Origin of the sequence: Microcystis sp. M44BS1 (genome assembly GCF_020244875.1) — a bacterium.
In the GTDB taxonomy this organism is placed as follows: Bacteria; Cyanobacteriota; Cyanobacteriia; order Cyanobacteriales; family Microcystaceae; genus Microcystis; species Microcystis panniformis.
This window is the reverse complement of the sequence record NZ_JADBVM010000116.1, coordinates 1-24,299: the sequence shown is the minus strand read 5'-3', so window position 1 is coordinate 24,299 and position 24,299 is coordinate 1. Positions and strand designations below refer to the sequence as shown.

At 43.8% G+C, this 24,299-nt stretch carries 19 protein-coding genes and 1 tRNA gene; 8 read left to right on the top strand and 12 right to left on the bottom strand.

Annotation, left to right across the window (positions count from 1 at the left end):
* Nucleotides 1-42: 42 nt before the first annotated feature.
* From IM515_RS08730 to IM515_RS08710, 5 genes are all read right to left on the bottom strand, one after another.
* On the bottom strand, nucleotides 43-246 hold the full coding sequence (locus IM515_RS08730) for a hypothetical protein (RefSeq protein WP_287697959.1): 204 nt from the start codon (nucleotides 244-246) through the stop codon (nucleotides 43-45).
* Nucleotides 247-284: 38 nt separating this feature from the next.
* The gene (gene recJ / locus IM515_RS08725; RefSeq protein WP_287628916.1) at nucleotides 285-2,567 is read right to left on the bottom strand and encodes a single-stranded-DNA-specific exonuclease RecJ; all 2,283 of its coding nucleotides are present in this window, start codon (nucleotides 2,565-2,567) and stop codon (nucleotides 285-287) included.
* A 276-nt stretch (nucleotides 2,568-2,843) separates the two neighbouring features.
* Nucleotides 2,844-3,098, bottom strand: a complete 255-nt coding sequence (locus tag IM515_RS08720) for a MoaD/ThiS family protein (protein WP_002765748.1) — start codon at nucleotides 3,096-3,098, stop codon at nucleotides 2,844-2,846.
* Nucleotides 3,099-3,117: 19 nt separating this feature from the next.
* Nucleotides 3,118-6,141, bottom strand: coding sequence for an exonuclease subunit SbcC (gene sbcC, locus IM515_RS08715; RefSeq protein WP_287628917.1), 3,024 nt, complete (start codon nucleotides 6,139-6,141; stop codon nucleotides 3,118-3,120).
* 154 nt (nucleotides 6,142-6,295) lie between these two features.
* On the bottom strand, nucleotides 6,296-6,523 hold the full coding sequence (locus tag IM515_RS08710; RefSeq protein ID WP_004163204.1) for a hypothetical protein: 228 nt from the start codon (nucleotides 6,521-6,523) through the stop codon (nucleotides 6,296-6,298).
* Between the two features lie 209 nt (nucleotides 6,524-6,732).
* Here IM515_RS08710 and IM515_RS08705 point away from each other — a divergent pair, with 209 nt between their 5' ends.
* Nucleotides 6,733-7,071 (top strand): rhodanese-like domain-containing protein, encoded by a 339-nt coding sequence (locus tag IM515_RS08705; protein WP_287628918.1) that lies wholly within the window; start codon nucleotides 6,733-6,735, stop codon nucleotides 7,069-7,071.
* A gap of 137 nt (nucleotides 7,072-7,208) precedes the next feature.
* On the top strand, nucleotides 7,209-8,285 hold the full coding sequence (gene hrcA / locus IM515_RS08700; RefSeq protein ID WP_287628919.1) for a heat-inducible transcriptional repressor HrcA: 1,077 nt from the start codon (nucleotides 7,209-7,211) through the stop codon (nucleotides 8,283-8,285).
* Here the strand turns inward: hrcA and IM515_RS08695 are convergent.
* Complete coding sequence (locus IM515_RS08695; RefSeq protein ID WP_002760270.1) at nucleotides 8,272-8,565, bottom strand: hypothetical protein; 294 nt, start codon at nucleotides 8,563-8,565, stop codon at nucleotides 8,272-8,274. The two genes, hrcA and IM515_RS08695, sit on opposite strands and share 14 nt — an antisense overlap.
* Nucleotides 8,566-8,859: 294 nt before the next feature.
* Here IM515_RS08695 and IM515_RS08690 point away from each other — a divergent pair, with 294 nt between their 5' ends.
* Nucleotides 8,860-9,255, top strand: coding sequence for a helix-turn-helix domain-containing protein (locus IM515_RS08690; RefSeq protein WP_287628920.1), 396 nt, complete (start codon nucleotides 8,860-8,862; stop codon nucleotides 9,253-9,255).
* Nucleotides 9,256-9,464: 209 nt separating this feature from the next.
* Here the strand turns inward: IM515_RS08690 and IM515_RS08685 are convergent, their stop codons facing one another.
* A complete protein-coding gene (locus IM515_RS08685) occupies nucleotides 9,465-12,464 on the bottom strand; it encodes a type ISP restriction/modification enzyme (protein WP_287628921.1) in 3,000 nt (999 codons plus the stop codon).
* A gap of 202 nt (nucleotides 12,465-12,666) precedes the next feature.
* Nucleotides 12,667-12,740: transfer RNA gene (locus IM515_RS08680), tRNA-Pro, on the bottom strand.
* A 71-nt stretch (nucleotides 12,741-12,811) separates the two neighbouring features.
* On the opposite strand from IM515_RS08680, the gene lipA reads away from it, so the two are divergent.
* On the top strand, nucleotides 12,812-13,717 hold the full coding sequence (lipA, locus tag IM515_RS08675) for a lipoyl synthase (RefSeq protein WP_425589521.1): 906 nt from the start codon (nucleotides 12,812-12,814) through the stop codon (nucleotides 13,715-13,717).
* Here the strand turns inward: lipA and rdgB are convergent.
* The gene (gene rdgB, locus IM515_RS08670; protein WP_287628923.1) at nucleotides 13,680-14,273 is read right to left on the bottom strand and encodes an RdgB/HAM1 family non-canonical purine NTP pyrophosphatase; all 594 of its coding nucleotides are present in this window, start codon (nucleotides 14,271-14,273) and stop codon (nucleotides 13,680-13,682) included. The two genes, lipA and rdgB, sit on opposite strands and share 38 nt — an antisense overlap.
* A gap of 425 nt (nucleotides 14,274-14,698) precedes the next feature.
* Between rdgB and IM515_RS08665 the strand changes: the two genes are divergently transcribed.
* Nucleotides 14,699-15,142 (top strand): molybdenum cofactor biosynthesis protein MoaE, encoded by a 444-nt coding sequence (locus IM515_RS08665; protein WP_287628924.1) that lies wholly within the window; start codon nucleotides 14,699-14,701, stop codon nucleotides 15,140-15,142.
* Nucleotides 15,143-15,144: 2 nt separating this feature from the next.
* Here IM515_RS08665 and IM515_RS08660 read toward each other — a convergent pair whose 3' ends face one another.
* Together IM515_RS08660 and IM515_RS08655 are read right to left on the bottom strand one after the other, a co-directional pair.
* Nucleotides 15,145-16,224: an AOC03_06830 family ribosome hibernation factor gene (locus IM515_RS08660; protein ID WP_287628925.1), complete on the bottom strand. Its 1,080-nt coding sequence runs from the start codon at nucleotides 16,222-16,224 to the stop codon at nucleotides 15,145-15,147.
* Between the two features lie 259 nt (nucleotides 16,225-16,483).
* Nucleotides 16,484-18,046, bottom strand: a complete 1,563-nt coding sequence (locus IM515_RS08655) for a B12-binding domain-containing radical SAM protein (RefSeq protein WP_287628926.1) — start codon at nucleotides 18,044-18,046, stop codon at nucleotides 16,484-16,486.
* 258 nt (nucleotides 18,047-18,304) lie between these two features.
* Between IM515_RS08655 and IM515_RS08650 the strand changes: the two genes are divergently transcribed.
* The 3 genes from IM515_RS08650 (at nucleotide 18,305) to IM515_RS08640 (ending at nucleotide 22,925) form a co-directional block, all read left to right on the top strand.
* Nucleotides 18,305-18,466: a CAB/ELIP/HLIP family chlorophyll-binding protein gene (locus tag IM515_RS08650; protein ID WP_487353236.1), complete on the top strand. Its 162-nt coding sequence runs from the start codon at nucleotides 18,305-18,307 to the stop codon at nucleotides 18,464-18,466.
* Nucleotides 18,467-18,754: 288 nt separating this feature from the next.
* Nucleotides 18,755-20,050: a Glu/Leu/Phe/Val family dehydrogenase gene (locus IM515_RS08645; protein WP_287628928.1), complete on the top strand. Its 1,296-nt coding sequence runs from the start codon at nucleotides 18,755-18,757 to the stop codon at nucleotides 20,048-20,050.
* Between the two features lie 142 nt (nucleotides 20,051-20,192).
* Complete coding sequence (locus IM515_RS08640) at nucleotides 20,193-22,925, top strand: cation-transporting P-type ATPase (protein ID WP_287628931.1); 2,733 nt, start codon at nucleotides 20,193-20,195, stop codon at nucleotides 22,923-22,925.
* Between the two features lie 43 nt (nucleotides 22,926-22,968).
* Here IM515_RS08640 and pyrC read toward each other — a convergent pair whose 3' ends face one another.
* A complete protein-coding gene (pyrC, locus tag IM515_RS08635; protein ID WP_287628929.1) occupies nucleotides 22,969-24,003 on the bottom strand; it encodes a dihydroorotase in 1,035 nt (344 codons plus the stop codon).
* Between the last annotated feature and the right edge of the window lie 296 nt (nucleotides 24,004-24,299).

The window sequence follows — 24,299 nt, the reverse complement described above, 5'->3', positions numbered from 1 at the left end:
TCAGTAATCAGTAATCAGTAATCAGTAATCAGTTATCAGTTCTCAGTTATCAGTTATCGGGAGTCGGTCGTCAGGAGGAGATAGGGTGATAGGGTTTTGAGGTAATAGGGTGATGAGACAGTTTCCCCACTTCCCCACTTCCCCACTTCCCCCCGCAACGCGCACGAAGTGGTCTCCCCATTTCCCCATTTCCCCATTTCCCCATTTCCCCACTTCCCCACTTCCCCATTTCCCTACACCCCACACCCCACACCTCACCAACAACCTTTTTTAGCAAACCCTAATTAGAAATCGATCGAGTCTTCATGATTAAGAATTGCTTGCAGTATTTCTAGGGGAACAGTAGCAAAGTATTGCTGGAGAAAGTTCTCTAGAGCTACCGCTTCTAGAAATTGCTCAATCTTATTCATTTTTGCCTCATGATTGATTAATTCAAAGGATAAATTTTCTTGATTTTCCTTGACTTTAAAGCCATTTTCTGCTAGGGAAATTAATCCTAATTCTAGGGTATGATAGCTGAGGTTTAAGCGGTTTTGTAATTGTTGACGGGAAATACTGGTTTTAGTTCTAGCTAAATATTTCCCAATCCCCACAAGGTTTATCCATGTGGTGTGAGCGGATTTTTTTAAAGGACTAGCATAGGCAAGAACTAACTTTTTATCCCGTAAAATTGCCTGTTGATATTCCCTAGAAAGTTTTGTCCAATCCCGGGGACATTCCCAGAGAAAAAGGGGATTTAATTGGTTAACTTCTTGATTAATTTCTCGATTACGATTGTCGATTAAAAAATCTTTTTTATTGCTATAGTTTAGGAATTCTTGTTGATAGGGTTGCAGAGCAATTAATCGTACTTCATAGCGATTTTTGTAGGTATTAAAATCCAATTCTACTACGGCATCATAACGGGTATCGACAGCAATTTCATCTTTGTGATGACCCCACCACATACCGGGGAATCCCTGCTCGATTGAACTATCCCAGATCTCAAAAGTTGTCCGGGGATAAGCGATTTTTTTGCCTTTTAAATCCTCAAGATTTTTATGCCAAAGATTTTGAAAATAACAATTTTGAATTAATAGCTTTGGTGTCGGATTACCCATCCCGCAGGGTTCCAGTAATTTTAATTCTCGAAATAGACTTTTTCCCAATTGGGAAACCGTCACCACCGCATCCACTTCTATCTGGGAAGAAAGGGAAGTTAAATCAATTCCTGTGCGTCGTAACTGTTGATTAATTCCCTCAATAAATAGGGGTAAATTTTCTATGGTTAAACTTAAACCTGCGGCCAAAGGATGACCACCAAAACGATGTAAAAGATGGGATTGAGAGGATACTAATTGATAGAGATCGATCTCACGAATTGACCGAGCGGAACCCTTAGCAAAAGGTGGTTCACTGGTACTTAATAAAATTGTTGGTCGCTGGTATTCTTGGGCAATTTGTCCCGCAACTAATCCTAAAATTCCCGCCGGCCATTGGGGATCATCTAAAATAATTACATTAGTGGTAGAAAGATCAATTCTCTCTAGTTTTTTCTGAACTTGTTTAATAATATCCCGTTGGATTTCTTGGCGACGAATATTGGCTAATTCCGCTTGTTCAGCTAATTCATGACAACGCTTTTCATCTTCACTGGTGAGTAATTCTACACAAAATCTAGCATCACCATAAATGCGACTGACGGCATTAATTCGCGGTCCAATACCGAAGGATATATCCATCGGTCTATCTCCGGTTTTGTTACATAAATCCAGTAATTTTTTAACTCCTAAACGCTGAGTATTTTGGAGCTTTTGCATACCTTTTTGAGCTAAATAACGACATTCTCCCGTCAATTTGACTAAATCGGCAATTAAACCAATCGCAACTAAATCCAGTAAATTTTCTAGGGGTTTTCTGGGAATATCTGCAAGGGTTAAATACATCGCTTCCACTAATTTATAAGCAACGGCAACCCCAGAAAGATGATAGAAAGGATGGGTTTCCACAAAGTAGCGGGGATTAATCAGGGCAATCACCTCGGGGCGCTCGTCGGGTAGGGTATGATGATCGGTGATGATAATATCGATGCCTAAACTTTTTGCATAGTCAATTTCAGCGATATTCGTGCTTCCCGTGTCACAGGTGACGATTAAACGGGTTCCTTGATGCGCTAGTTTCTCGATACCGGGACAATTGAGGCCGTGGGATTCTTTTTGGCGATCGGGTATGTAATAATCTAACTGTTGATAGGGTGGGAAAAACTGCCCCAATCCTTCCCAGAGGACACTGGTAGCGGTGACACCATCGGCATCGAAATCACCCCAAATAGTCACTTTTTCACCTTTATTTAGGGCTTTTTCCAGTCTTTTGACGGCGAAGTTCATTTCTTGCCCAAAATCAAAGGGAGTTTTTGACTGATAAGCTTTCTCATCCAGAAACGTCCGCAGAGTCGCCCCATCTTGGACACCGCGATGCCATAATATTTGTGCCACGACGCTGCCATCCGACTCTGGGGTGTAGTCTTGGACTATTTTTAAAAACTCTTGGGGAAGAGCTACCGATGGGGGAATTTGCCAGTTAGACACGGGATATCAAGGAAAAAGTAAAAAAGGTGACAGTTTTTGTGATTTTCCCTATCTCCATTTAGGGCTTGCTGAATAAATGTGAAATGTAGGCAAGGTAAGGGTTTTGTGGCTTTTCTCGCGAAACAGGTGCAAGATTTTGAGAGAATCGTGCTTCAAAACCTTGCGTCTTCATCAGCCCGCGTCCTGTAGGGGCGAAGCATTCGGACAATAACCTATCGGTGAAACCGTAGATTTTCTATCCGAATGCTTCGCCCGTACTTTTTCAGCAAACCCCATTTAGCCACCACTAACGGGGGGAATTAAAACTATCTCATCGCCATTTTCAAGGATTTTCTCTCCCGAAACAAACTGAAGATTAACTCCAAAACGAGTAACATCGCGCCATCTTTCTAATTGAGGATAGGGGGCTATAATATAGTTTAACACTTCTGTAACGGAAGTGTGGGCAGGAAATTCGAGGTTTAATTGTGAAGTTTGATAGACTTCTTGATAAATAGCAAATAGTTTTACTGTTACCGTAATTTTTTCCATCTTTACATCAATATTTTTCTTAGGATAATAACATCAATTGGGAACCCTGTTCGGTTTTGCGGACTTCGATGCGATGTTGAAAAGCTTCTTTAAATTGGGGCATATGAGTTACAGTCAAAATACAGGCAAAATCGGCGGATATAGCATTAATTGCCGCAATTAAGCGATCGCATCCTTCCGCATCCTGAGTTCCGAATCCTTCGTCAACAATGAGCATTTGTAGGGCTGTTCCGGCTCTTTGTGCCAATAATCTCGCTAAAGCTAATCGAATCGAGAAATTAATCCGAAAAGCTTCCCCTCCTGAATAGGTTTCGTAGGGACGAGAGCCGCGGGTATCACCAATAATAATATCTAAAGTATCGATTAACTTTTGTCGCTGTTTCTTCGTACCTTTACCGCTTTTTTGGGTTAAAAACTGCACATGAAATTGATTACCGGTTAAGCGAGCTAAGATATGATTAGTTTGTGCTTCCAACTCTGGTAAAACATTCTCAATCATCAGAGTTTGTAAACCATTTTTGCCAAAAGCTATGGCTAACTCTTTATAAACTGTATATTGTTTTTTAACTTTAGCTAAATCGCTCTCTTTTTCTGTCAGTTGTTTACCTAAAGTTTCCAGTTGATGTAACTTCTCCTCAACCCGACCTTTTTGGGAGAGCAATCCATCAATTATCTGTCTTCGCTGTTGAATATTAGTCGATAATGCGGCTATTTCTTGGCGATAGTCGGTCAAAGTACCAATCTTTTGACTAATATTTGCTAACTCCTGATTTATCTTCTGGCGATCCTGATTTCGCAGCTGTAATCTTTGCTCAATGTCAGCAATTTTAGCAGCTATTTCTGGATAATTTTTTTCTGCTTGTTGCCAATCTTGATACTGTAATCTTACCCCCTGTAATTGTCGGATCAGATTTTGAATATTCTGATGTTCACTGCGATCATAATTTAAGTTTTGAATAAACTTTTCTAAGCGTTCAACTTCCTGTTTAAGTGGGGAGTTTTGACCTAGTTCTTGCTTCTCTTGTTCTAGTCTAGCCAATTGATTAATTAAATTAGGTTTCTCGGCCTTGATATTAGCTAAACGACGGTTTGCTTGCTTAAGTTCTGATTCTTGAATTTCTGCCCAACGCCATCTTTTTTCTTCTCCTCTGACTAAAGCATGACTTTGTTCATCATAGTTTAAAAAGGCGATTTCTTGATTGACAATTTGTAATTCTTGCTGTAATTCTAGGGCATAATTGCCACTGCTTAAAAGTGCTTCTAACTCGACAAGTATCTCCTCGGTTTTCTCTAGTTCTATTTCCTTTTCTTCAATAGTTTCTAACTTGACTTCCAACTGCACATATTTTTGTTGTAGATTCGATCTTGCTGGCAATTCTTGTTTAATTTGGGCTAATTCCTCCCGTAAACGTTTTAAATCTCGATCGCAGTCTGCCATCCTTTCCTGTAGGGACCAGATTTGCTCTTGAATTTGTTCTTGATGTTGATGGGTTTTCCTGATTACTTGATGACGGTGATGACTGTCTAAATTCTGTTCACACAGAGGACAAACCGAATCGGGAATATTTAATTTTTCCAATTTATCAGTTAACTCTAAAAGTTGTTCTTCATATCTTTTCTGTTGCTCCAATAAACTTTTTTTATCCACTTGTTTAAGAGTTTCCTTTTCTTCAACTCGTTCACAATAGGTTTGTTTTTTGTCTAGTTCCTTAATTCGTTTGGCTAAATTGAGAGCTTCCTCTCTTAGTAGAGGAATACGAGCGATTTCTGTCTCTAATTGTTGCCGATTTCTTTGCAGTTGTTCCCGACGAGCATTAATCCTGGCTTTTTCACGTTCCAACTGCATATTTAAATCAGCTTTTCGGCTATTTAAAGGGGCATATTTTAAAGCTAATCTATCCAATTCCTGAAGACGTTGACGATGATAATTTAATTTCTCTAATCCTGCTTGAATATCCCCCGCTTGCTCGATAATTTTTTGAGTTTCTTGTTCCTGTCTTCCCAATTCTTCTAAACGAGCGCTCGTTTGTTGGATGGGAAGGGTAAATTCGTTAATTTTTTGCTGTAATTTCTGTTCTAATTGTTGTTTATCATACTGGGCCTGTTGCCAAGCTTGTAATTGACTTGACAAACTGGCCTCTTTCTGGTCTAAATTGATTAGGCGCTCGTGTGCAGTAATAATGTCATTTTTGCGATGAAGAATAGTCCTTATTTGATTTAATTGATTGTCTAGACTAACTTTTTCCCGGTCTAATCTCTCGATTTCTGCTAATAAAGCTCGCTCCTGTTCTCTTTGCCACTGCAGCTGTTTTTCCCAATTCTGACGCTGATTTTCTTCCCCCTGTAGTTGCTGTAAACGCCGATTATTTACCTCTTGTTCTTGATTAATTTGGTTAATTTGGGTGCTTAACTCTTGCAGCTGTTGCTGATAAGAATTTTTCTCCTGAAGACGGAGTTTGATAGTTTCTACTTGCTGCTCGATCTGGAGGGACTGTCCATCAAATTGTTTCGATATATCCTTGGCTTTATTTGCTAAAATTTCATAGCGATCGAGTTGTAATAATTCTGCTAAAATCTGTTTACGACCACTGGGAGGCTGTTTCATAAACTCGTCCGCTTGTCCCTGTCGTAAATAAGCAGAATTAATGAAAGTTTTATGGTCTATTTTCAGATAAGTATTAATCTGTGCTTGGGTATCTTTAATACTTTTACCCGATAAAGGACGAAAACTCTGATCATTAATCACCTGAAAATCTAAACCAGAAGCTTTCCCTCCCCGGTGACGACTACGGATAATTTTATAGATTTCTCCCCCATAACTAAACTCAAAATCTACCCGCGCATAATCGCTGCCCGCATGAATCACATCATCACCAATCGAGACGCGACTTTCTCCCCAAATTGCCCAAGTAATTGCTTCGAGTAAAGAGGATTTTCCCGCACCATTGGCACCACAAATACAGGCAGTATGTAATCCGCGAAAATCTAGCACTGCCTCGCGATAACTGAGAAAATTTTTTAGGGTTAATTGTAGGGGAATCATAAGCTAGGGAGTGGGGAAGTGGGGAAGTGGGGAGGTGGGGAAGTGGGGAAGTGGGGAGGTGGGGAAGTGGGGAGAATACAGTACAAGGCATAATTAGCGGAAATTCGGTCACTCAGCCTCAGTAAAATATTAGTATCAAATAGATATTTAGCCATTAGTCATAGATAGTTTCACGCCCTAATGCTTCATCGGGTAATCCGGGGGTATCCTTGGGTTGACTTTCCAGAAATTTTAGCCAATCTTCTGCTTTTTCTTGGGAGGTCATCTCTTCAATTTTTGGCGAAGTTATCTGAGTTAGAAATTGGCTGAAGTTTAAGACTTCTTGTTGTTTTTCTAAAGGAAGTTTTCGCAAGTTTTCGATAACGGCTTGTTCAATATTCATCAAAATTCAGCTTGTCGATTAATCGGCGTACTAAAAAGCATCAATGTCTTCAATACCTGCCCTTTCCCCATTATATCACCCCCCCGCTCTGGCACTGACCAAATCCCCCCACTTGGCTGCGATATTATTCCTACGCAAGTACCTAACCGCTCAGGGTCCCCCGATTTGCTACTCTAAAGGAAAGATAACCGATTCTTAAAACCAAATCTATGAGCATTCCCGAAATTAGCGTCCATGAACTCGCTCTCCGTTTAGCCGATCATGATCCTAATTTACAACTTATTGATGTGCGCGAACCGGAGGAAGTTGCCATGGCATCTGTGGCCAGTTTTACTATTTTACCCTTGAGTCAATACCAAGAATGGTCGCCCACTATTGTCACCCAATTCAACCCCCAAGCGGAAACCCTCGTTATCTGTCACCATGGCATGAGATCCCTGCAAATGTGCCAATGGCTACAAAGTCAGGGTTTTACTAATGTTAAGAATATTAACGGTGGCATCGATGCTTATTCCCTCCTCGTCGACCCTAATATTCCCCGTTACTAATTTTCATGGCCACCATCGGGAAAAGAGAGAGGCAAACTATCCCCTTTCTCACCATGGATTACTGATAACTGATAACTGATTAAGCGTTATACTGTCTAAAAAAATGTTATAAATCTTTATCTTAAGATTATTCCCCTATGTCCGCTAGAACCCATCTCAGCGATCGCTATCAACATATCTTAAAGGCGACAATCCAACATTATATCGCCACGGCCGAACCGGTTGGCTCGAAAACTCTACTCGATGAGTACAAGTTTACTGTTAGTTCCGCCACGATTCGCAATGCTCTGGGTAAACTGGAAAAAGAAGGTTTACTCTATCAACCCCACACTTCCTCCGGACGCATTCCCTCCGATTGGGGTTATCGTCTCTACGTCGATGAGTTGATGACTCCCGATGACCGTATCGGCGAAAAAATCGGCTATTATCTGCATCAAAATGCTAAATCTCCCGCTTGGAGTCTCGAAAGTCTGCTGCAACGGGCCACCCAACTTTTAGCCGGTTTAAGCGGTTATATCGCTATCGTTACTCTTCCCCACACCCTCACCAATACCCTGCGTCATCTGCAATTAATCCCTGTCTCAGCCAAGCAGATAATGTTAATTATTGTTACAGATAGTTTACAAACACGCTCGGTTATGATAGAAATTCCTGAGTCTATGGCAACGGACAAGAAGGATGGATTAGCAGAAGAATTACAAATCCTCTCTAATTTTCTCGGGGAAAAATTAAAAGGTTATTGCTTGGCAGATTTAATTAACCTCGATTGGCGGCAAATCGAGCGAGAATTTGCCCGTTATACCCATTTTCTCCAACAATTAAGCCAAGAAATCGGCGCTAGTCTCCAATCCACTGCCACCCCGGAGATTATCGTCCATGGTGTCGCTGAAGTCATTCGACAGCCAGAATTCGCCCAATGGCAACAAGTACAAATGTTACTGCATCTATTGGAAGCAGAACAGGATCGCCTTTTACCCCTGATTTTACAAAGACCAGAACCAGAAAAATCAGCTAAAAAAGTCAAAATCACCATTGGTTCCGAAAATCCTCTGGAATCCATGCGCCCTTGTACTCTTATCTCCGCTTTTTATAAACAGGGAGATACTCCCGTCGGTAGTGTTGGCATTATCGGACCGACGCGAATGTTATACGAAAATACTATTCCCCTGGTGGAATCCACCGCTAACTATCTCAGTGAAGCTATAAGTAAGTAGATATCCCCCGCAAAGGTTCGGGAATGGGACAATCGACAGTAAACTCTAAAATTGTCTCACCATCCCCCAAATAGCCAGAATTGGCAAAACAGAGCAACATCCGCACCAGCGCCACCCACACCTCCGCATCGAACTCCCAATCCTGTCCCCGACGCGCTCCACAGGCGATCGATTTTAGCGCCCAAAAATAACTATTTCTCACCACTGAACCGCCTTTTTTGTAAACCGGCACATCCTCATGGTGAATATAAAGAATATCATCTTTAGCGATCGCTCTCATCGGTGGCTAGGAAAGTTGCAGGAATTTTCAGTTGACTGTCCTAGATAATAACATCTTTAGCGATCGCTTGGGTTGCGCCAGAAAACCCACTAAGCTAAGACGCATCTTAACCGCCTATCCTTAGATTAGCTGAATCTCCCCTTGCCCCCCGATGTCGGTGGTAGGGTTGATTCATGAATCAACCCTACCTTGAATCAACCCTAGTAGTTGAGCGGTAGGGTTGCCTCGTCTCAATTTTCTTTCTTTCTCACAAATATGAAGTATAATGTCATCGATAGCTAAACCGCACAAAAAATGAAATCCTATCCAGTAGAGTTCCGTCAGAAAATCCTCGACTGTTATTATAACGAACCCATCTCTCAAAGACAATTAGCGAAAAGATTCTGCGTAACCCTAAGTTTCGTACAAAAGCTTTTGAAGCAATATCGAGAAACGGGAGATCTTCGACCGAAGACTTATCGATGTGGACGTCATTTAAAACTCACGCCAGAACAAATGCTCGTCCTCGGTGAGTTAATTGAGGAAAATAATGACGCAACTCTAGCTCAACTATCAACACTATTCCTAGAAAGAACTGGTATAGTGTTAAGTGTGGCGACAGTGGCAAGAATAGCCGAACGCTTGAGAATAACCCGCAAAAAAAACTCTACAACCACCCGCAAGAGAGACAGAAAAACTACAACAACTTAGACAATAATAAAAAGTAAGTGGGTGGGTGGAATTAAATATAAGATGAACGTAGGTTGGGTTGAAGCATGAAACCCAACGCCCGCTCATGTTACGCTACCGCTAACCCATCCTACAAATAATTGTGCCTCCCTACTTAGGGTTTGCGGCAAAAAGTTTTTACTGGAGGCAGGGTGTAGAATGTAGGATAAGATTTCCCAGAAGCAATCTTTTTAATGTCTCATCGCTTCTATTATTTTCATGGTTTCGACGCTGACAGTGCAGACTCGTTGTAATAAGTCAATTACTGTTTCTTTATAATCGGCGAAGCGATAGTTATTAAATCTTTCGGCGATGGTTTGATCTTTGGGTTTCTTTTCCTTATATTGATCTAATATCCATTCTAGGGCTGAACGATTACCGAGTTTATATTCCCAGGCAATTTTGGGAATATCTTGTAGGAAAGTGATATCATCAAGGTTGATAGAATTTTTTTCTCGGTCGGCTTTTAGTTTAGGTTTCGGTTTGAGGTTATTATTAGTATCAATGCGGGTTAGTGGGTAGGGTGCGACGGTTTCATAGTTGATATGTAATTCCATTAGTTTGCTTCCCCATTCTACCCATTGAGAGAAGTTATCATAAAAGGGAAGCCGGGGAAATTCTCGCTTGAGGTTTAATTCGTATTTACTGCGATATTCCGGGTAGTGAAGGACTGCATAAGTGTAGTGGAAGATGTGGAGTTTGGTGATGGTTTTATCGTTGTAATGTTTTTGGAATTGCTGCAATCCCCAATCGGTGATATTATCGATACGGTTTCCTTCTTTCTCATAGTAGTAGAGGGGGAGACATTGACAACCCGCAGGTAAACAATTCAAATCAACTATTTGACTTGATGCTAAATTATAAAAGTTTTTCGGTGATGCTAGTCCAGGTATAATAATATATCTATTTTCTAATTCTTCATTTTTGTAGATTCCATACCATTGATAAGTCCTTCCATTAAAATGCTTGTCAAAGTAAAGCCATTGTTTAATGTATGGACGATAAATACTTATCAAAATACTTTCATTGTCAAACTTTTTAAATATCTTACGGCTAAGATATTGTGTTAAATCACCATCCCACTTAATCTGATTTCTTCCTTGATAATTTTCATCTTTAAAAGTTCTCTGATAAACATCTACAAAAAACATCATCTTTGCTTCTAGTTTATCTCTTGAAAAATCATAAACCCACTCATCTCGCTGAGTTTTAAGTCCTGACGAAAACAACTTAAACACAGCTTTCTCAGACTTGCCACTTTTTACCTCCTTATCAATCAATGGTAGCAGTTGATTAAAGTCATTATCTGATTGATTGAGCCAATTATGTTTTTTATCTGGGATGATATGCTGGAAACTTAATTTATCAAGAGTATTTTCCCGAAAATATTCTTGTTTCTCTTCGGCTTTTGCATAATCTTGAATAGCATTATAAAAAATATTAAAGCCTTCGGATTCCTGATTCCTGACAAGAAAATAGACAGCAATTCCTACTTTAATCTTGTCGCTGAAAACATTACCCCCCTCTCTTCGTCTCCTTTCCCCGCTATTTCGTGCATTTCCTTTCGCATCAACAATCCAAATCTCATTAAACTCGTCGGCAACTACTTTTCTAAATCCATCATAAGCCAACGCATCGATAAAAGAAGAGTTAGATACAAAAGCAATGATACCATTTTTATTTAATCGATCAGAAGCCCAACGAATAAAACGAGTGTACATATCATAGACGACAATTTGATTCTGTGCCTTACCTTCTTTGACATAACTATATTTAATGCGCTTGTCAATCTCTTCATAACTTCGATTTGCATTATCTTGATTAAAATTATCCTGCTTGGCATTATAAGGAGGATTACCAATAATTACAGAAATATTGCGGTCATTTTGATTGTGAATCCGTTGGGTATTCTCCGCCGACATAGCAAACAAATCCATCTGCTTGATATTAGAAGAAGCATGGTCCAGGGTATCCACAAAACAGATATGCTCAAACTCCTCATACTCACCCATCTTCTGCTTGTAGGTGAACTCAATATTCAAATTCGCAATATAATAAGGCAGAATTGCCACCTCATTACAGTGCATCTCATGCTTATACTTGTACTGTAACTTATCCTTCGGTAAATACTCAATCAACTCCGTTATAAAAGTTCCTGTCCCCGTCGCCGGATCTAAAATTTCTACTCCTGGATCCGCCAACAACTTACCAAAATGCTTGTGGACTAAATAATCCACACTTTCAATCATAAAACGGACAATTTCATTGGGTGTATAGACAATTCCCAACCGGTCCGCCGCTTTCGGATTGTATGCTTTATAAAAATTCTCATAAATCGCCTTGAGAAACTTCTGCTTCTCGTGGTGGTTATAAATATTCGCCGCTGTCCGCCGAATTACCGCATAATAACGTTCAATAGTCCCTAAAGTATTGCGCTTAGTATTACCAGTAAAGAAAGTTTCAATCACTCCCTGTAATTCCCTAGCGATATTATTTTCCCGGTGAAACTGAGACTCATTAAAAATATTGATAAAAATATCCTCTGTCAGGATGTGCTGAATAATCATCTCTCGCACATCTTCCAGACTAATTTCTGGATTGATTGACTTGCGACAAATCTCTAAAAAATTGTCCCGCGCTGTCACAAAATTCCGATTCGTCTCCGACTGCAACGCAATTAAACCCCGCAACGCTTCCAAAATCGTTGGTAAATCTTCCTTAAAACTATCAATTGCCTCTCGAAAATCGTTAACTTCTGGACGTACATAATTAATAAAAGCATTAATAATCCCATCCAAAGCCTCATCATCGCGCATGGAGACGCGCAGTCTTTCCTCTCCTCCTTGAATTAAAACCGCCGTCTGGGAATCTTCAAATAAAATATTGTCATTAGGATAGCCTTTCGCTAACTTTTTCTCAATTTCCTCGTCTAAATTATCGTATTGATCCTTACTTTCCCAATATCCCCAATCTAACCGTAAAGCATCCTTAACCGTCCCGTCAGGATAGACAACTTTTCCCGACTTAGTGCGATAATCCAACTCCGGAATTAACAAAAAATCCCGCGCCTTGCAATAGTCATTTAACAAATTCTGAAAAGCGACTCTAATCGAAGTTTCCTTGCGACTGCCGCCATATTGGACAATCTTCTCAACTTCCGTCTGATACTGGCTGATTAATAATCTAGACATTGGCTTAGAGGAGGTAAATAAAGTGGTTATAATCAAACAGAAGATAGATTTTGGACTCTGATCCCCTGCCCCCCTTATTAAGGGGGGTGCCGATAGGCGGGGGGATCTACCCTTATTAAGGGGGGTGCCGATAGGCGGGGGGATCTACCCTTATTAAGGGGGGTGCCGATAGGCGGGGGGATCTACCCTTGATTGTCTTTAATCGGGATGACAGGATTCGAACCTGCGGCCCCTTCGTCCCGAACGAAGTGCGCTACCAAGCTGCGCTACATCCCGAAAATTTTCAGCTAAATCATCATAGCATATTCGGCCTTGAGTGGGTCGAGACTTGCTAGGATATTACAGATATAGGCAAAAATTATCGGAGTAGTTCAGGCGTGACGGTTAAACCAGAGTGGTTACGGGTAAAAGCACCGCAATGGCAACGAGTCGGCAGTGTTAAGGAGGTTTTACGCGATTTAGGCTTAAATACCGTTTGTGAGGAGGCTTCCTGTCCTAATATCGGCGAATGTTTCCACGCGGGGACGGCTACCTTTTTAATTATGGGTCCTGCTTGCACTCGCGCCTGTCCTTACTGTGATATAGATTTTGAGAAAAAACCGCAACCTTTAGACTCCACGGAACCCCTGCGACTAGCGGCAGCAGTGCAACGTCTTGATCTTAATCATGTAGTGATCACTTCTGTCAATCGCGATGATTTGGCTGATGGGGGTGCTAGTCAATTTGTCCGTTGTATCGAGGAAATTCGCCGCATTTCTCCAAAAACCACCATCGAAGTGCTGATTCCCGATCTTTGCGGCAATTGGCAGGCTTTAGCTTTGATTCTTGCCGCTAAACCTGAAGTTTTAAACCATAATACCGAAACTGTCCCCCGTCTCTATCGTCGCGTGCGTCCCCAGGGTGATTACCAGCGTTCTCTAGAATTATTGCAGCGCGCCCGCGCCATTGTTCCCGCTACCTACACAAAATCGGGCATTATGGTGGGATTGGGGGAAACCGACGAGGAAGTGCGCCAAGTGATGGGCGATTTACGGGCTGTCGATTGTGATATTCTCACCATCGGGCAGTATCTGCAACCATCGCCAAAACATCTCGGTGTGCAGGAATTTGTCACCCCCGAACAGTTCCACGCTTGGCGCGAATACGGTGAGTCTCTGGGATTTTTACAAATTGTTGCGAGTCCCTTGACAAGAAGCTCTTATCATGCTGAACAAGTCAGAGCCTTGATGAATTTGTATCCGCGAGAGTCTTGAGATGGGGCAGCAATTGCTCAAAAGCTCGTCCTCGGTGGCTGATTTTTCTTTTTAATTCCGGAGACATTTCTGCAAAGGTTAAAGCGTATTCGGGGACATAAAAAATCGGATCGTAACCAAAACCACCTTTACCCCTAGGACTGGTGAGAATTTCTCCCGTGCAGATTCCTGTGGCGCTCAAGGCAATCTCACCATCGGGACGAGCGATCGCAATTACACAGACAAAACGGGCCGAACGATCCTGATTATCCCCTAATTCTCTGACGAGGCGATCGATTCTTTCTCGATCATTTTCACCATAGCGGGCCGAGTAAATCCCCGGGGCATTTCCTAACCCGGTTACTTCCAATCCCGAATCATCGGCGATCGACCATTCTCCCAATCTTAGGGCAATTTGAGCAGCTTTTAAATAGGCATTTTCAGCAAAAGTCGCCCCGGTTTCCTCTATCTCTAAATCATCGGGTTTTAACTGCAATTCTAGGTCGATATCAGTTAAGTATTCCCCTATCTCTGCTAATTTACCCGGGTTACTCGTGGCTAGAATTAATTTTTTCATCGAAAATAATCGGTTTGAAACCCCGGCCTTTTAGGACGGCTTGACGTTGAGAATATTTCACTATACACTAAAGCTACAGTGAAAACTTTTAACTCCCTGACTGCTTTGGATCGGACGGACATTTCCCCCTGATTATTGCGAGGATTAAAGTTAAGGATGGGTTCCTTAAAATTCCCATTGACTGAAAGACTCAAAGACAAACATATCAAGGAAGTACAAATACATCCAAAATACTCGGCTCGCTGGTTTGAGATTGAGTATATTTATGAAGATGAAAAAATAGAAACATCTCTTGACTCCGAAAAAGCGATAGCTATGTTGTTAAGGAAGGCAGTAGTCAGGAGATTATTTTATTTATTCCCCCCACTTCCTAATTCCTAATTCCCACACCCTACACCCCACACCCAACCCCCATCACCTCATCCATGACACCAGATAGTTTTCGCGTCAGTTTTGCTCCCTTATCTTTGCAGGAAGTATATCAATTAGCCGATGATGGGGCTAATGGTGCTATTGTACTAATGAGTGGCACTGTACGGGAGCAAACCGACGGTAAACCGGTTATTTATCTTGATTATCAGGCCTATGAACCCATGGCGATCGAAGTTTTCCGGCAAATTGCTCGGCAAATTCGGCAAACCTGGCCCGACACCAATCGAGTTGTCATTCACCATCGCACCGGTAAGCTACAAATCGGGGAAATTAGCGTCTTAGTAGCAGTGGGTTGTCCCCATCGGGGGGAAGCTTTCGCAGCCTGTCGTTATGCTATTGATACTCTCAAGCATAATGCCCCCATCTGGAAAAAAGAATACTGGTCTGATGGTTCTAGTCAATGGGTTAGTATTGGCGCTTGTGAAACGGCGCCTTAGGTCTAATAACGTAAAATCAAGGCGATTTTTTGGTAATCGTTCAAGGAATCCTCCTCGACTAAAGCTACACGTCCTCCCTTGGCCAATACCGCTTCGATAATTTCATCCACTGCATCATCGATTACCTCCGTACCACCGACGTTTTCCACCAGCACCAAATCACCGTTTTCGCTTAAAACTGCGGGTACATGGTAATTTTTCTCTACTAATAACAATTTTCCTCGACCTTCCTGCGCTAAACGCCACACTTCTCCCAGGGTAGAGATAACTTTTTGAGCGCTGACTGCCGCATCTAAAGCTTGCAGAGCTTCAGTTTTTTGAGTCTGACGCACTGACTGCATAATCGGCAATACTTGCGGAATTAATTCCGACATTGAGGTTTTGTCAAAATTGCCGGTTAAAGTGCCAACAATTGCTGATGTGTACTGTGAAACTTCTTGAAAGAAGGAAATTTGACGAACCACTCCACCCACAATCAAAGGGGAAGAATCATCAATGTCAATGTATTCACCCAGAGCATTATCTACCTGTTGGAAAAATCGCCGGATTCTATCATCTAGATAACTGGTATCGGCATCAAAGGGCAGTGGTGCGGTGGCCCCCGGTCCAGTCATTTCTAAGGGAAAATTCTGATCGCAAATTTCTTCGAGAGTTTCTCCTGTAGCTGAGATTAAACGAGTAGAACCCTGACTTAATAGTAACAGCCAATAGGGTTGTTCTCGATGTAATCCATAAACTAAATCCCGTGTAGCAAAGGTTTTATCGATGACAACTCTTGCCTGGACAGAAAAAGGCAGGTTATAAAGCTTGGCAATATCCGGACCAATATAGATAGCTAATCCATCTAGAGTATAAGGATAATCTATTTCAGCCACTAGACTATCGAGGCGATCGAACAAGGGTTCGATTTCACGTTTAGAGAATTCTTCCGATAATCGGCGCTTTGCTTCATCGACCAAATTTTTAACAAGAATAGGGTCTTGTTTGTTATCCGGTGAGGTGCGATGGGTAGGCAAGAGAATGGAAAGGGCGGGTATTTGAGTTAAGGATTGTAGTTTCTTAAGTTCTTGACGAGTAATCATTGATTTTTCCTTGATTTATAGGGTTAAGGAGCTAAAAATACTGGCTTTATCAAGATTTTACGATTTATTCAGTATTCAAGCTAACATTTTAGGGAAAAAATGTAATTATATCTAGAAAATTAAGAATTTATACTGAATTGCTTTGGTCGAGATTGAGGGAATTTTTAACCAGAAAATAGGAATATTATTGATTTATCGATCGTCCACCATCAGGACAGAAAATATTAAGGATGGGCTTATTTACCCATCCTCGGAATAATTAGGCCGCTATAGCTGTTTTTTCCGCTATTAATGCCTCTTGGCGTTGGAATTCGGCTAATTGTGCCGTAATTTCATCCCGGACAATCTGACGGTATTCCAGGAAATGCTCGTTGTGGGCGCAGACAGTGATATAGTGTTCGGCATTGGCGGGATTATGGCGCAAAATACCGAATAAATTCTGCCAGAATTTCCAGCGAGTGGAACGTTTAAAGCCCTGTCGCCAGATAATTACCGCTAGGGCATAGAGATCGGCCCGGCGAGGCAGTTTAAAGGCAGGTTTAGCTTTAGGTGCGCCTAATTTCAGGAAACAGCGATAGGTGCGATCGAGAAATACCTCCGGATCGTACAATGTCCAGAAGGCTTCAATATATTCTGTGGCAATATCTTCGATCGGCCGGGTGGGAACGAAATTCATCAGGGTACTTTGGTTAATGTCCTGTTTCCCCGTTAATCGTAGTCGTCCTTCTTTTTCCAAGCGAGTCCATAGAGCAGTATTGGGTAAAGCTTGTAACATTCCAAATAGAGCCGTGGGAATGGCCGCTTCTTCGACAAAATTAATGATGCGCTCGGCCGCTCCTTTTTTCTCGCCATCAAAACCGATGATAAATCCCGCCATAGGGCGCAATCCGGCTTTAATAATCTTTTCTACCGTCTCGGTTAAAGAACTACGGGTATTTTGGAATTTTTTGGTTAATTGTAAACTTTCTTCGTCGGGGGTTTCAATACCTAAAAAGACCGCATCAAAATAACAATCGACCATCATAGCCATTAATTCGGGATCGGCGGCTAAATCCACCGATGCTTCCGTGTTAAACCGGAAAGGATACTGGTGTTCTTCTTGCCAAACCTTTAATTCTTTGAGGAGTAATTTAACGTTGCGCTTGTTACCGATAAAATTATCATCCACCATGAACACGCCCCGGCGCCAACCTAATTCGTAGAGATAATCTAATTCTTTTAATAATTGTGCGGGGGCTTTGGTGCGGGGTTTACGACCGTAGAGAACGATAATATCGCAAAATTCGCACTGGAAGGGACATCCCCGCGAAAACTGCACCGACATGGAATCATAAGCTTCAAAATCGAGCAGATCGTAGCGGGGGATCGGGGTAATTGTCACATCGGGTTTTTCTGTGGTGCGGAAAACACCCTTGGTTTCTCCTTTTGCCAATGCTTCCACAAACATCGGGATGGTGATTTCTCCCTCATCGAGAATCAGAAAATCGGCCTCGGCAACTTCATGGGGGATAGAAGTGGGATAGGGACCCCCCACGGCCACCAGTTTACCCCGTTGCTTGGCTTCGTGAATTTGCTCGATTAAATCTTGACGTTGCACAATCATGCCGGAAAGAATCACTATTTCGGCCCAGTCCCATTCTGCTTCTGTCACCGCCCGAATATTGCGATCGACCAGTTTAAATTCCCATTCCTGCGGTAAAATCGCCGCCACCGTCACCATACCTAGGGGAGGAAGTAAGACTTTGCGATCGACTAATTCCAGAATTTTGTTATAGGACCAGAAAGTTGGCGGAAAAACGGGATAAATCAGTAAGGCGCGCATATTCACTCCTCGCTCGATGGCGATCGATTCTTGACCTTTCGCTTGATTGTAATCTTTTTCGGTCAGGGATGGGAAAACGGTTATTTAGTCCTAGAACTAAGATCAGGCTTGATTTTCGGCCGCCATTGCCCACCCTTGACCCTACCCCCATAAAAGTTTATGGTCAACATCAATAAAATTTATGTAAAGAAATGTTGCATAGTCTGAAAAGTTATGTTACATTAAATATCAAGCACTTGACTCAAACGCAATTTTCTTATAGGAAGGCAATTCACCATGGATAAGCAAGAAAACAAACTCGGCTTCACCGCTTTCGCTGAAAACTGGAATGGTCGTTTAGCCATGCTCGGTTTTGTTATTGGCGTAGCTACGGAATACTTAACCCACAAAGGCATCCTTGCTCAATTGGGCCTAATGTAATTTCAGCCTCGATTGCTGTGCATCTACAATCAACTTGCATAAATTATCAAAAAAGGGAGGAGCATCGCTCTTTCCCTTTTTTAGTTGCAGGTTGGGGATGGGGGAGTGGGGTGATAGGGTGTGGGGTGTGGGGTGTAGGGTGTGGGGTGTACTGGAAAATCTCTCAAGTAACCTTGTTTGAGAACACTTGTCGGCAATTCCCGTCCATGGTTAATTAAGAAAAATAAACTGTAGCGAAATATACTGTTTTCCCGTGTTCTAATGGGGATAGATAGGGGGAAAAAAATCATGTCGAAATCACTCTTTACCGATGCCAGCAGTCGCCTAGAACGGGCCCTTAAGTATGTCTCCATTTCCGATGATGCGATCGAGCGGTTAAAATATCCCAAAGCTAGTCTCAGTATCTCCATACCCGTCCGTATGGACAACGGCACTTTAAGAATCTTCCAAGGCTACCGCGTCCGCTACGATGACACCCGCGGCCCCGGCAAAGGAGGGGTGCGCTATCATCCCAACGTCAGCATTGATGAGGTGCAGTCCCTGGCCTTTTGGATGACCTTTAAATGCGCCCTGCTGGATTTGCCCTTTGGTGGGGCTAAGGGCGGTATTACCCTCAATCCGAAAGAATTGTCAAAAGCTGAGTTAGAACGCCTTAGCCGGGGCTATATCGAGGGTATAGCCGACTTTATTGGTCCCGATGTCGATATTCTTGCCCCCGATGTCTATACCAACGAGATGATCATGGGTTGGATGATGGACCAGTACAGCATCATTCAGCGTAAAATTAGTCCGGCGGTGGTGACGGGGAAACCTTTAACCATGGGAGGCAGTCGTGGCCGCGATACGGCGACAGGAACGGGGGCTTTTCATGTTATTCATTCTCTTTTGCCGAAATTAGACAAAAAACCCGCTAATACTACCGTTGCCGTCCAGGGATTCGGTAACGCTGGGGCTGTAGTGGCGGATCTCCTCGCCAAAGCCGGTTATCAAGTGGTGGCGGTAAGTGATTCCCAGGGCGGCATTTATCGGGAAAAAGGCCTAGATATTGCCAGCATTCGTCAGTATAAACAGGAACATCGCGGGATTACTGCTATTTACTGTCAGGATACCGTCTGTAATATCGTGGAACACGAAGCGATTAGTAATGAAGAATTATTAGCCCTAGATGTGGATGTTTTAATTCCGGCTGCCCTAGAAAACCAAATTACCGCCGAAAATGCCGATCGCGTGGGAGCCAAATATATCTTTGAAGTGGCCAATGGTCCCACTACCTCGGAAGCCGATCGCATTTTAGACTCAAAAGGGATTCTCGTTTTCCCCGATATTTTGGTTAACGCGGGTGGGGTAACGGTGAGTTATTTTGAATGGGTGCAAAATCGCAGCGGTCTTTATTGGCAATTAAACGAGATAAATGAGCGCCTAAAAGAAAGAATGGTGACAGAAGCCGAAAAAGTCTGGTCTTTCGCCCAGGAATTCGATATGTCTCTGCGTACCGCCGCCTACGCCCACGCTATTGATCGTCTCGGTGAAGCCCTAGATGCCAAGGGAACCCGCGACTATTACCAAAATAAGACGAGAGCTTAAGGTCGGCAGCAGTCAGGAGTCAGGAAATAAATAGGGTGATAGGGTTTTGGGGTGATAGGGTGATGAGACAGCTTCCCCACTTCCCCACACCCTGTCCCCAGGAAAAACTTTTTGCCGCAAACCCTAAATATGGTCGAGCATGATGCCAGTTCAATTATCATTGCCTTTGTATCATCAACTTTCTCAACCAGAGGTGATTGAATACTTGACCAGCGATGGGTCAACGGGCTTATCAGCAGAAGAAGTGGCCAGTCGCTACGAAAAATATGGCCCGAATGAACTGCGATTTAAGCCGGGGAAACCAGCTTGGTTGAGATTTTTGCAGCAATTTCATCAGCCGCTACTCTATATTCTCTTGCTGGCGGGTACTATTAAGGCATTTTTAGGGTCTTGGACGAATGCCTCAGTGATTTGGGGAGTTACCCTGATCAATGCCATTATCGGCTATGTGCAGGAAGCTAAGGCGGAAGGGGCGATTGCTTCCCTGGCCAAGGCCGTAACCACAGAAGCGACGGTGTTGCGAGAGGGACAAACCCTCCGGATTCCATCTCAGGATTTGGTGCCGGGAGATATCGTTTTATTGGCATCGGGGGATAAAGTACCAGCGGACTTGAGGCTGCTGAAAGTCCGCAATTTGCAGGTGGATGAGTCTGCCTTGACTGGGGAATCCTTGCCCGGGTCAAAAGCGAGCGAACCCTTACCCGGGGATACGCCCCTAGCAGAAAGGACAAACATGGCCTACGCAGGGAGTTTTGTTACCTTTGGACAGGGCAAAGGGATCGTTGTGTCCACGGCCAATGCCACCGAAGTGGGGCAGATTTCCCAGTCGATGGAAAGCCGAGTCAGCCTTAGCACACCCCTGACCCGTAAATTTGCCCAATTTAGCCGCACCCTACTCTACACAATTTTGACCCTAGCAACCTTGACCTTTACCATCGGGTTAGGACGGGGGAAATCTTGGATCGATATGTTTGAAGCTGCCGTTGCCCTCGCAGTGAGTGCGATTCCGGAAGGGCTGCCGGCAGTGGTAACGATTACCTTGGCCATTGGGGTCAACCGCATGGCCCGTCGTCATGCGATTATTCGTAAACTGCCCGCAGTGGAAGCATTGGGGAGTGCGACCGTCATTTGTTCCGACAAAACTGGAACCCTGACCGAAAATCAAATGACTGTACAGTCCATTTATACCGAGGGGCAATATTACGCCGTTAGTGGTGGTGGCTATAGTCCCAAGGGCGAAATTAGTCTGATTACCGATGGCAACCCCAGCAGCCCATTTGCAGAGGAATTACCGCCGGCCCTGGGGGATTGTCTGGTGGCTGGTTTGCTTTGTAATGACTCCCAGCTAAAACAAACGGGAGAAGATTGGTCAGTGGTGGGGGATCCTACGGAAGGGGCGCTGATTGCGGCCGCTGCCAAAGCAGGTCTCAGTCAATTGGGGCTATTGTCTTTAACCCCACGATTGGATGCAATTCCCTTTGAATCTGAGTACCAATACATGGCAACCCTGCATGATGGGATGCCTCGTCTGATCTATGTCAAGGGATCGGTTGAGTCCCTGATGCGTCGTTGTTCCCAGATGATCGATCGCTATGGTCAGATGACCGCGCTGAACGTCGAACAGATCGAGCAAGCGGTAGAAACGATGGCAGAGCAGGGGCTGCGGGTGCTTGCCTTCGCCAAAAAAGCAGCCGCGACCCATCAGCATTCTATCGACCATGAGGATATCGAAACAGGCTTGGTGTTTCTGGGATTACAGGGCATGATTGACCCGCCTCGTCCAGAGGCGATCGCTGCCGTTCACGCCTGTCAAACTGCCGGGATTCGGGTCAAGATGATTACTGGTGATCATCTTGTCACGGCGCGGGCGATTGCGGAACGGATGGGCATTAAAACGGCAACACAAGTCTTAGCATTTGAGGGAAAACAATTAGCGCAAATGGATAATCATCAACTGGCCCGAGCGGTGGTCGATGGATCGGTATTTGCCAGGGTTGCCCCTACCCAAAAACTGCAACTGGTGGAAGTACTCCAGTCCCAAGGAGAAATCGTGGCGATGACGGGCGATGGTGTTAATGATGCGCCGGCTCTCAAGCAGGCCGATATCGGCATTGCCATGGGGAAAGGAGGAACGGAAGTCGCCAGGGAATCTGCTGATATGCTCCTCACTGATGATAACTTTGCCTCGATCAAGGCCGCTGTCGAAGAAGGACGCACCGTTTATCAAAATTTACGCAAGGCAATCTCCTTTCTCTTACCTGTCAATGGTGGCGAATCGATGACCATTCTGATCAGTACTTTACTGGCACGAGATTTACCCATCCTCTCCCTACAAGTACTCTGGTTGAACATGATCAACTCGGTCACGATGACTGTTCCCCTGGCCTTTGAAGCAAAATCCGACCGCATTATGCAGTCACCACCACGCAATCCCAATGAACCTTTGATCACCAAAAAACTATTGCGCCGAATTTTGGCTGTTTCATTGTTTAACTGGATTCTAATTTTTGGTATGTTTGAGTGGGCTAAATCGACCACAGGAGATATTGCCGTTGCCCGCACAATGGCAATTCAATCCCTTGTGGCAGCACGGGTTATCTATCTGCTCAGTATCAGCCAATTAGGGATGAGCCTAGTGGACTACCTGCGTCGTCAGTCAACGTCGATTACTAATGCACCGATCCTAATTTTGGGGATTGTGGCTGCTGTTGCCCTACAAATTTTGTTTAGTCAATGGGGGGTGATGAACAGTCTGTTTGCAACGGCGACCCTAACCGGTCATCAATGGCTAATCTGTTTGTTGCCGATGCCGCTCATGGTACTTTGGGCAATTTTTGCCAATGTTATCGATCCTCCTCATTGTCACGGGAAATAACTAATCGTCAATTCTTGACCGCAACTACCAAGACTGGCGGTTTTTATTCCCCTAATTGCCAGGTTATCTCTTCACCCGCTCGTAACGGCACCAGTCCGGATTCGGGAAATGGCAATTCATCGGGAATGCGCCAAGGGGTTTTGTTTAAGGTGATTTGTTCGGTATTTCGGGGGAGTTGATAAAAATCTGGACCGTGAAAGCTGGCAAACCCTTCCAGTTGCTCAATTGCATCGACACTCTCAAAAGCTTCTGCGTACAACTCTAGAGCGTGCAGGGCTGAATAACAACCCGCGCAGCCACAGGAACTTTCTTTGCTGTAGCGAGAATGGGGCGCACTATCGGTCCCTAGAAAAAACTTGGGGTTGCCCGATGTGGCCGCTTGCAAAAGCGCCAAACGATGATCCTCTCGTTTCAAAATCGGCAGGCAATAAAAATGGGGACGAATGCCACCGGTAAAGAGAATGTTTCGGCTAAATAATAAATGTTGGGGCGTAATTGTGGCGGCGACATTGTTGTTAGCAGATAGAACAAACTTGACCGCATCGGCAGTGGTAATGTGTTCAAAGACGACCCGCAGTTTCGGAAATCTTGTTATCAGTGGGATTAAGTGCTTCTCAATGAACACTTTTTCTCGATCGAACACATCAATATCACCATCGGTAACTTCTCCGTGCAGTAGTAGCGGCATATCCAGCTGCTCCATGGCCGCAAAAACGCAATCGCACCTACGAAGGTCCGTCACCCCCAAGTCGGAATTAGTTGTGGCACCGGCCGGGTAGTATTTCACCGCTTTGACAAACTGGGAGGCTTTCGCCGCCATGATTTCTTCGGGACTGGTATTATCGGTGAGATAGAGGGTCATCAATGGCTCGAACTGTTGACCCTCTGGAACTGCTGCCAGAATGCGATCGCGATAGGAGGCAGCATCAGCCACCGAGCGCACTGGGGGCTTTAAATTCGGCATGATAATGGCACGGGCAAACTGACGCACCGTATGGGGGAGAACCGCTTTCATTGCCTCACCATCGCGGAGATGAAGGTGCCAGTCGTCGGGTCGAGTTATTGTGAGTCTTCGCATTGTTCAATCATACTACGGTTAGGGTTCCCAACTCACCCAACACCATAAGCTGCCCGCGTATTTAAATTGCTTGTTGAGATGAGGCAAGAGGCAACAGGCAAGAGGCAACACCTCCCCTTGCCCCGCCGATGTCGGGGGGGTTGGGGTAGGGTCGTTTCATTCTCTGAAATGTCATTCTCTCAAATCCTTATCTGGCAACGTTTTTAGTCGATTTCTCGGAAATACATAGCTGAAAATTTTTAAAAACGTCGTGCTTTGCTTACCTCATAAGCGATTAAAGGTAGCAAAAAAAGAAT